The sequence below is a fragment of the Oleiphilus sp. HI0067 genome (genome assembly GCF_001635735.1).
In genome coordinates this window covers 1-6,497 of sequence record NZ_LWFI01001299.1, presented here as the reverse complement: position 1 = coordinate 6,497, position 6,497 = coordinate 1, and the positions used below count along the sequence as shown (strand labels likewise).

The 6,497-nt window shown below is 44.7% G+C and carries 4 protein-coding genes and 1 pseudogene; 4 read left to right on the top strand and 1 reads right to left on the bottom strand.

The window, feature by feature from the left end:
- The first annotated feature begins 163 nt into the window (after window positions 1–163).
- Window positions 164–1,807 (top strand): electron transfer flavoprotein-ubiquinone oxidoreductase, encoded by a 1,644-nt coding sequence (locus A3739_RS20110; protein WP_068474908.1) that lies wholly within the window; start codon window positions 164–166, stop codon window positions 1,805–1,807.
- A gap of 71 nt (window positions 1,808–1,878) precedes the next feature.
- On the opposite strand, the gene A3739_RS20105 is transcribed toward A3739_RS20110, so the two are convergent.
- Window positions 1,879–2,832, bottom strand: coding sequence for a glutathione S-transferase family protein (locus A3739_RS20105; protein ID WP_068474912.1), 954 nt, complete (start codon window positions 2,830–2,832; stop codon window positions 1,879–1,881).
- A gap of 275 nt (window positions 2,833–3,107) precedes the next feature.
- Between A3739_RS20105 and A3739_RS20100 the strand changes: the two genes are divergently transcribed.
- The 3 genes and pseudogenes from A3739_RS20100 to A3739_RS20090 all read left to right on the top strand — a co-directional run.
- Window positions 3,108–4,424: a sphingomyelin phosphodiesterase gene (locus A3739_RS20100; RefSeq protein WP_068474924.1), complete on the top strand. Its 1,317-nt coding sequence runs from the start codon at window positions 3,108–3,110 to the stop codon at window positions 4,422–4,424.
- 152 nt (window positions 4,425–4,576) lie between these two features.
- Complete coding sequence (locus A3739_RS20095) at window positions 4,577–5,638, top strand: AraC family transcriptional regulator (protein ID WP_068474916.1); 1,062 nt, start codon at window positions 4,577–4,579, stop codon at window positions 5,636–5,638.
- A gap of 154 nt (window positions 5,639–5,792) precedes the next feature.
- A pseudogene (locus A3739_RS20090) lies at window positions 5,793–6,497 on the top strand (hypothetical protein); the annotation flags it as partial.

Sequence of the window (6,497 nt, the reverse complement as noted above, 5' to 3'; positions counted from 1 at the left end):
TTTGCATAAAATTCAAACGATCGTTTGAAATAACCCAGAATACTAATGCACTCGTATACCTTTATATGTATAATCGCGCGCAATATCGTGGTGCGAGAAAGTCTATATCGGTAAAGACTCACCAACGACAACTTTAATTACCTTGAAAAACAGGAGACCGAACATGGAAAGAGAATCGATGGAGTTTGACGTTCTCATCGTGGGTGGTGGTCCTGCTGGCCTTTCAGCAGCATGCCGTATCCGTCAACTAGCACAAGAAACAGGCCAAGAACTTACTGTCTGCGTTGTTGAAAAAGGCTCAGAAATCGGCGCACACACACTATCAGGGGCCGTTATCGAAGACCGCGCGTTAAAAGAGCTATTCCCTGACTATAAAGAAATGGGTGCTCCTTTAAATGTTCCTGTTAAAGCAGACGAAGTATATCTGCTGAGTAATGCAGAAAAGAGCTTCAAGTCTCCGAACTGGATGATTCCAAAGCCAATGCATAACGATGGCAACTACATTGTCAGCCTGGGTAACGTTGTACGCTGGTTAGGCGAGCAAGCTGAAGCACTTGAAGTTGAAGTCTACCCTGGCTTCCCTGCCGCTCAGCTAATCATTGAAGACGATGTTGTAAAAGGCATCATCACTGGCGATATGGGCCTAAACGAAGAAGGCGAGCAAACTGAGAGCTACATGCCTGGCATGGAGCTACGTGCTAAATACACGATCTTTGCAGAAGGCTGTCGTGGCCACTTAGGTAAAGAGTTGATTGCTAAGTTCGAGCTAGATAAAGATAGCGATGCACAACACTACGGCATCGGCATCAAAGAACTATGGGACATCCCTGCTGAGCAACACCAAGAAGGTCTTGTTGTTCACGGCGCAGGCTGGCCACTCAACGAGTCTAATTCGACAGGCGGTTTCTTCCTTTATCATGGCGAAAACAACCAGGTTGTTGTTGGCCTGATCACTGACTTGAGTTACTCAAATCCTCACGTTAGCCCATTTGATGAGTTCCAACGCATGAAGCACCACCCAGTGCTCGCCAAGCACCTTGAAGGTGGTAAGCGTGTTTCTTACGGCGCACGTGCAATTACTAAAGGCGGTTTTAACGCACTTCCTAAAATGACATTCCCTGGTGGTTTGATCGTTGGCTGTGACGCGGGTACTTTGGACTTCTCTAAGATCAAGGGTACGCACACTGCAATGAAGAGCGGCATGATCGCAGCGGAAGAAGTCGTAAAAGCAATTGCGGCAGAGCGCGCAAACGACGAGATCACTGAATTCTCGGCAGCATTCAAAGACTCATGGGTATATGAAGACCTATACAACAGCCGTAATTTCGGTCCAGCTATGCACAAATTTGGCATGATTGGCGGCGGCGCGTTCAACTTCATTCACCACAACATTATGAAGCTTCCATTCACGTTGCGCGACACTACTCCTGATTACGCCACATTGAAGCCTGCTTCTGAAAGCAAAAAGATCGATTACCCTAAGCCTGACGGCAAGCTTAGCTTCGCTAAACTTGACTCCGTATTCATCGGTAACGTAAACCATGCAGAGCACCAGCCATGCCACTTGAAGCTAGCTGATGGGAGCATCCCTCTTGCGCAAAACTTGCCAAAATATGATGAGCCAGCGCAACGCTACTGCCCTGCAGGCGTATACGAGATTGTTGAAGACGAGAGCGGCGAAAAACGCTTCCAGATCAATTCTCAAAACTGTGTGCACTGTAAAACATGTGATATCAAAGACCCTGCTCAGAACATTACCTGGGTAACACCTGAAGGCGGCGGTGGTCCAAACTATCCAAACATGTAAGAACGTTTTTATAGTTAAACGCAAACAAAAAGCCCGCTTTCGCGGGCTTTTTTATTTTGATAACTCACACCTTAAAACCGGTCACGATCATGCGCTCGCTCCAAAGCTAAATCTGGCCCCATCGGCACAATGCGAGTCGGGTTAATCATGTCATGGCTATAATAGTAATGCGTCTTAATATGCTCAAAGTCGACTGTTTCAGCAATTCCCATTATTTGATATAGCTCTCGCAAGTAGTTCGATAAATTAGGGTAATCCTCAATACGCTTTAAGTTACACTTAAAGTGACCAACATAGACCGCATCAAAACGCACAAGCGTGGTAAATAAACGCCAGTCTGCTTCGGTTAAGGTATCACCAGCCAAATACCGAGATTCAGACAAGCGCACCTCCATACGACCTAAAGCCTCAAACAAGGCTTCGAAGTTTTTCTCATAGGCTGCTTGTGTGGTCGCAAATCCAGTTTTATACACACCGTTATTAATATTCTCGTACACATCTGCATTTAGTTCATCGATGATTTGTCGCTTAGACTCCGGATAGTAATCCACATCATCAGAAGCAAAATCATTAAAAGCCGTATTGAGCATTCGAATAATTTCTGAGGACTCGTTACTGACAATCTGCCGAGATTTCTTATCATAGAGCACCGGAACAGTGACACGACCAGAGTAATTAGGTTGAACTGAAGTATAAACTTGATGCATATATGTCAATCCATTCATGCCGTCTGGAAGATCGCCACCTTGAAACTCCCAGCCCTGAGATAACATCTCAGGCTTTACTATCGAAACAGAAATAACATCTTCCAAGCCTTTCAAAGCACGAAAGACAAGCGTTCTGTGCGCCCAAGGACATGCAAGCGAAACAAACAAATGATAGCGCCCTGACTCTGCTTGAAACCCAGTTGAAGCATCCGCACTGATCCAAGAACGGAATTGCGCATCAGTACGAATAAACTCTCCATAAGAACTCTTAGTGTCATACCACTCATCACGCCATACTCCATCGACCAACAAGCCCATTCACTTACTCCTACTTCAATCCAAAATTAGCACGAAATTTTAGTACGCAAACAACCAGCTATGCAGTGCAATTATTTTGTTTGATTCGAACAATTGTTTTGAACAATCACCACATGAACACCAAAAACGTGACAAAAAAGGCCAATTTACATTCTTTTACTGCCAAAATTCTGTTTATTGATTTTTGTCGCCAAATTGTCATCGACAGGCTGTTAAAGTCGCGCCCTCATAACAAGAAGAACAGCAGTAAACCCAATTTAACGGACGAGTATCACATGAAAAAAAACCTGACCTTAGCTTTGCTATTCAGTATGGCATTTGGCAGCAATGCGTTTGCTGAGTCATATATATATCTGACAAACAGCACGACCGAACCTTTGAGCATTAGCACAGTGCAAACTGGCCATAACAACATCACCCACGGCAACGAATGGGAGCAACTTGCTCACAGCGTACCACCAATGAGCACAGTAAAATTCTTGCGCTTTAATCGCGACCAAGGCATCAAATGGGGCAAAAAGTACTGGTTTACAACAACCGTACAAGGTCAGAGTTCTAGCGTTGTATTGCAACAAAAACTAAAAGGCACAATGACCTTTAGTAACATCAAGCACAGCGCAAATTATGACAACTGGAAGGATGACCGAGACATCTACAAACAGCACATCAGCTTTGATGGCCAAGATGCAACGCTCGCATACAAAGCAAGCTACGCACGCGCTTCAGGCGATGATTTTCATTACATCATCCAACCAAACCTTGAACAACAGGTTCGAGATGAAGCCAATGCAAACAGCTTCAACGTATTGACCTACAACATTTGGGGTCTACTACCAGGTATTACTGCTGAAAACACCTACGATCGCTTCCACTCAATCGCACACATGGTAGTACCAGGTTACGACGCGATCGTATTCCAAGAAGCACATGATCTAGCGTCATCAAACTACTTCCGCGATCACATCAAAGGTGAATACCCTTACCTGACTGAGATTCCTTTCGAGCTTGGCCGCATTCTAAACGGCGGTATATTTATCGCATCTAAGTGGCCAATCGAAGTAGAAGACAACATTGTTTATCAAGCATGTATCCGCGAAGACTGCCTTGCATCAAAAGGTGCGGTTTACGCAAAAATCAATAAGTTTGGCAAAACGTACAACTTGTTCGGTACGCACGTTCGCGCCTATACAACACCTGAAGACATTGCGAATCGTTTTGAGCATCTAGCAGAACTGAAAGCATTCAAAGACAGCAAGCACATCCCTGCGAATGAGCCTGTTATCTATGCCGGCGACTTTAATGTCGACAAGGTAAACTTCCCGCAGGAGCGTGATGATTTGATGGCGGTTCTAGATGCGACAGAGCCAACAGCACTTGAAAACTACCCTTACTCGTACGGTGGCTCTATTAACGTGTATGCAGATGATCAATATGACGAGTACTTAGACTACGTGCTTTACTCAAATGAACACGTTACGCCAATCAGCTCTAGCAACACATTGCTACTTCCTCGTAGCATAGAATCTGAGCACTGGGGTCGTTGGGACTTATCAGACCACTTCCCTGTTAAAGGTGAGTTTGTCTACCCATAACAAGCAAGATTCTGTTATACCCTTACAAAGCGAACCAATTGGTTCGCTTTTTTTGTGACCTAATTTTCTATCTGAGCATTATTAATATTGTAACCAGCACTTTTGAGTTACCGTTTGAGCTCAAACAAAAATAGCAATGTTATCGTCGATCTATGTCTTTAGTATGCAACATTGAAGATCAGAAAGGCTTCGTAAAACAAAAAGCAGAAGCGCTCTCTCTGAACATTCAACAGCTAAAACCCATGATTAAGTTTTTAATCATGCAAGGCGTCGATTTGCCTAAATTACTTGAAGGCACCGGTATTGAGCAGCACCACCTTATCCATAGAGACATTTCAATTGATGCGTTCCAACATCAAAGACTATTATTGAATGCCATCAAGCACGCGCCCGATATGAGCTTTGGAGCTCAGCTTGGCGTGCAAGACTTCATTAATAATGACAGCCTACTCGCAAGCCGCGTAATGAGTTGTGACACAGCCGGCGAAGCAATGCATTTGCTGAGCGACTATTACAAGCTATGGACAAATCAGTTTAGCCTCAACTTTGAGGCCAACGAACGCTGGGGCGAATTCAGCATCACACCACATATCGATTTTGGTGCCACCCTGCCGTTTTATATCGAATATCTCTACGCGATTCTCTACTCGTTTGGCTGCTATTGCTTAGGTGAAAAATCCGTCCCTCTTATCTTCGAATTTAGTTATCCAGAACCTTCAAAGAGCGCCTACTACGGCAAATATTTTTCGGAGACCGTACGCTTCAACCAAGAGAAAAACCGTGTTCTTCTTCCAAAACCATTGTTAGAGAGAAAACTTGTTTTCTCAAACCCAATACTCGCAGAAGAAAACGATAAAACAGTCAAAACTCAAATGGAGCACATTGCACCAAGCGATACAGTTTCTAGAACGCGCGCACTTATCCAGAAAAACGCGCTGAGCATGGTTAGCCTAGAACATATCTCAGCTCAACTCTGTATGTCTTCAAGAAGTTTACGTCGACACCTACAAGCTCAAGGCTTTAGCTTTCAAACAATCGTTGATCAAGAAAGACACGACATTGCCAAAAAGCTTCTCAGTTCAAACAAACAAACTATTCAAGAAATAGCGATTCTTCTTGGCTATAACGACGCGAGTTCATTTAGTCGTGCGTTTAAACGCTGGGAAAGCGCCTCACCAAAAGAATACCAACTTCAGCAACATCAAAAATCTTGACCTCTAGAGCCATGCATCTGTCCTTTTCTGTCATAGCACTTATTGCCATCTCGTTGAATAATCGCATCCTAGGAACAACTGGGCAGTAAATCGGCAAACATTGCCGAAGCAGGATGCACAATAAAAACAATATAGACGAACTAAAGGCCTGATTATGGAAACTAAAACCAAGAAACCTGGGTTTCTCGCACGACTCTTTTTCGGTTCAGCACTTGCTTTTGGCGCAAGCCAAGCAGCGGCTGACAACTGCTACATCATGGTTCACGGCCATGGAACAGACGGCTCATTCAAAAGCGGCACAAACCAACCTGCTTTAGATTATTGGAGCAACTACAACTTTAGCGAGTATGCTGGAAACAGCGCGATCACCGAGCTTATTGCTGGTTCAACAGATAACTACGCAATTGTCGGCTACAACTCTACAGACGAAGCGGGCTATCAATGGTGGCGCGATGAAGCGGCAGGTGAAATTGCACGTCAAATCATTGCAATTCGCCAAGGTAATGGCGATGGCTACATTCACCCTGAAGCGAACACACAATGTGCTGCCAATGACACTTTCTGGGTAGTTAGCCACAGCCAAGGCGCAACGGAAATGATGTACATTGCGGGCAACGCACTAGCGGGCTCTCCAAACTACAACACGGCCTACACACCTTCAGGTGGTGTGTCTGTAAATTTCGACGCTGCGATGTCAGGTCTGGCAGGCATATTCACACTTGGTGGAGCAATCGGTGGAACCGAAGGTGCTGACCGCGTATGTAATGGCAACTGGCTTGATAGTATTATCAACTTCGCATTCCTAGGCCAAGACTGTAATGCTAGCGTAGAGTGGTTACAAACATTCGACTCTTATGCT

Coding starts and splice junctions, on each gene's coding strand:
- A3739_RS20095 (WP_068474916.1), top strand. CDS start 4,577: ATGTCTTTAGTATGCAACATTGAAGATCAGAAAGGCTTCGTAAAACAA.
- A3739_RS20110 (WP_068474908.1), top strand. CDS start 164: ATGGAAAGAGAATCGATGGAGTTTGACGTTCTCATCGTGGGTGGTGGT.
- A3739_RS20100 (WP_068474924.1), top strand. CDS start 3,108: ATGAAAAAAAACCTGACCTTAGCTTTGCTATTCAGTATGGCATTTGGC.
- A3739_RS20105 (WP_068474912.1), bottom strand. CDS start 2,832: ATGGGCTTGTTGGTCGATGGAGTATGGCGTGATGAGTGGTATGACACT.